This is a genomic window from Aphanizomenon sp. CS-733/32 (genome assembly GCF_028330045.1).
GTDB lineage: Bacteria > Cyanobacteriota > Cyanobacteriia > Cyanobacteriales > Nostocaceae > Dolichospermum > Dolichospermum gracile.
The window spans coordinates 1-2,552 of sequence record NZ_JAQMSE010000167.1; the positions used below are offsets into that span (position 1 = coordinate 1).

The following is a 2,552-nucleotide window of genomic DNA, read 5'->3' on the forward strand; positions in this document are numbered from 1 at the left end:
ACTCTCCATTTTGGTTCGTCTGTTATAAAGCTCTTTCTTAACCGTTTTTACAACCACGGTCAGGTTATTTTCTTTCTCTGACGCAGGGTACTTGTTGTATTCTGGCTTTCAAACTATAATATTTTCAAGGTTCGGTGTGCTTTTCGGCGGGGCGTTTGTTTCGCTTTGCTTCAGGCACTTATTTAATGTATCGAACTTGCTTTGCTTTGTCAACTACTTTTTTAAACTATTTTTGGATTTGTTTTTTATTCGTCTGAAAACTGCTCACTATGCTGGGTTTAGTCCACAATGGGTTAGGAATTGTTGACTCAAGGAAGAGTAGATAGTGAATTTTCAGTCGGTAATAGCGATATTGCATCAGTTTTGGGGACAGCGGGGTTGCTTAATTGCCCAGCCCTATGATATGGAGAAGGGCGCTGGTACTAAGAATCCCCATACTTTTTTAAGGGCTTTGGGTCCTGAACCTTGGGCTGTGGCTTATGTTGAACCTTGTCGTCGTCCGACTGATGGACGTTACGGCGAAAATCCAAATCGGTTTCAGCATTATTATCAATATCAAGTTTTGATTAAGCCTTCACCAGATGATATCCAGGAAATTTATCTAGATTCTTTACGGGCTTTAGGGATTTGTCCTGAAGACCACGATATTCGGTTTGTGGAGGATAACTGGGAAGATGCGACGGTGGGGGCTTGGGGTACGGGCTGGGAAGTTTGGTTGGATGGGATGGAAGTTACTCAATTTACTTATTTTCAGCAATGTGGAGGTATTGATTGCCGTCCTGTGTCTATTGAGATCACTTATGGTTTAGAGCGATTGGTGATGTACCTTCAGCAAGTGGAGGCAATTACTAAGATTCAGTGGACGGATAACCTTACTTATGGTGATGTTCATCTTCAGGGTGAGATTGAACAGTGTACTTATAATTTTGAAGCGTCAAATCCTGAGATGTTGCTGACTTTGTTTGGTTTATATGAGCAGGAAGCTAATCAATTAACTGAGCGAGGATTGGTTTTACCTAGTTTGGATTATGTGATTAAGTGTTCTCATGCTTTTAACTTGCTAGATGCTAGGGGGGTGATTTCGGTGACGGAACGGACTCGTTACATTACTAGGATTCGGCACTTGGCTAGGAAGGTGGCTCATTTATATGTTGAGCAAAGGGAAAAGTTAGGTTTTCCGTTGCTGAAAACTACTGTTGGGATGAGATAGAAAAGATAGAAATCTGAGTTGGCGTTACCATGTTTAAACTGGTAACGCACAAAGTTCTCAGTAATCCTTCATTTTTTGGAAGAGTGATCTTAGCCAATGGGATTCTTATCTAGGTTTTTTTCAATCCCTTTGAGATATGAACCCATGTTGTGATCTTTGATGCAATCAATACCGCGCTTACCTCAATCTTCAATTGAGGCTTTGACTGTATCCTTAAATTTATTCCACCACCAGATATCATTGTGGAGGTTTTTGTCCGCGTCAATATACAAGAGATTGCCGACATAGGTTTTTGTCCGCGTCAATATACAAGAGATTGCCGACATGATTAAACTTGACACGGGGAACACGAGGAACAACATCATTATTGTTCACCGCTCGAAAAAATCGATATTTCATCCCCTTGTCCAAGGATTGAGCAAAAATTCGATCGCCTACCCTCCGTTGCCCAAAAGTATAAATCCCTGCTATCTCAAATTCTGGCATCTCGTCAAGTATTGCTTATGGTAGTCAACATAAGATAATTTTAAATTATCTTAATAATTCTGAGTTAATTACCCAAAATTGACATTCTTATCTTGATCATAGATAGAGGCACAAGAAATATTAAGGTATTATTAATAACCGATTATGTCACTTAAATCCTAACTAAGTTAAAATTAGTTAAAATTAAGAAATGTAAAGAAGATGGCAGGAAAATTGAGTCAACTACTAGAACCCATTGCAGCTTGGTTTCGTTCTCTAGGTGTTCCTGAAGCGGTTGTGCATTGGGGACATCCAGCGATGATGGGGATTGTGATTTTTGTGGTGGGGACTTTTGTGGGAGTTACAGGTTGGCGTGGTAAGTTGCTGGAGAAGGATGCAGCTATTCAAAGCCGTAATGCTCATCGTCAATTAGCTCCTTGGTTGTTTGTATTTTTGGCAGGTGGCTATACTGGTGGGGTTTTATCGTTGGTGATGCAGCAAAAACCACTGTTTGAAAGTCCTCATTTTTGGACTGGTTCGCTGGTGTTGATATTGTTATTGATTAATGGTGTAATTTCTCTGAGTGGATTTTTTGGGGATAAGGCTGGGTTTCGTGGGGTTCATGCTTATTTAGGGACTACAGCACTGGTAATTATGTTTGTTCATGCTGTTTTAGGGTTTAATTTGGGGATTTCTTTGTGATATTGTGATTGCCAAAGCTGCTAAAGATGAATTATATCCGACCTTCCGCACCCTAAACTGTCACACAACGAAAAATGGTCGTTTGGGGATTTGAGATCGGCGAACTGCTTGCAGCAGCGCTTCGCTATCGCCACCTAAGATTTCGACGATTTTGTATCAAAATTATCATCAAAGG

General features: G+C 40.4%; 3 protein-coding genes. 2 read left to right on the forward strand and 1 reads right to left on the reverse strand.

Features of this window, described 5'->3' with window-relative positions:
* Positions 1–325 precede the first annotated feature (325 nt).
* Entirely contained in the window at positions 326–1,210 is an 885-nt protein-coding gene (gene glyQ, locus PN471_RS13310) for a glycine--tRNA ligase subunit alpha (RefSeq protein ID WP_271777257.1), read from the forward strand.
* 261 nt (positions 1,211–1,471) lie between these two features.
* Here glyQ and PN471_RS13315 read toward each other — a convergent pair whose 3' ends face one another.
* Positions 1,472–1,696: a lipase family protein gene (locus PN471_RS13315; RefSeq protein WP_271777258.1), complete on the reverse strand. Its 225-nt coding sequence runs from the start codon at positions 1,694–1,696 to the stop codon at positions 1,472–1,474.
* Positions 1,697–1,897: 201 nt separating this feature from the next.
* Between PN471_RS13315 and PN471_RS13320 the strand changes: the two genes are divergently transcribed.
* On the forward strand, positions 1,898–2,377 hold the full coding sequence (locus tag PN471_RS13320) for a DUF4079 domain-containing protein (RefSeq protein ID WP_271777259.1): 480 nt from the start codon (positions 1,898–1,900) through the stop codon (positions 2,375–2,377).
* The last annotated feature ends 175 nt before the right edge of the window (positions 2,378–2,552 follow it).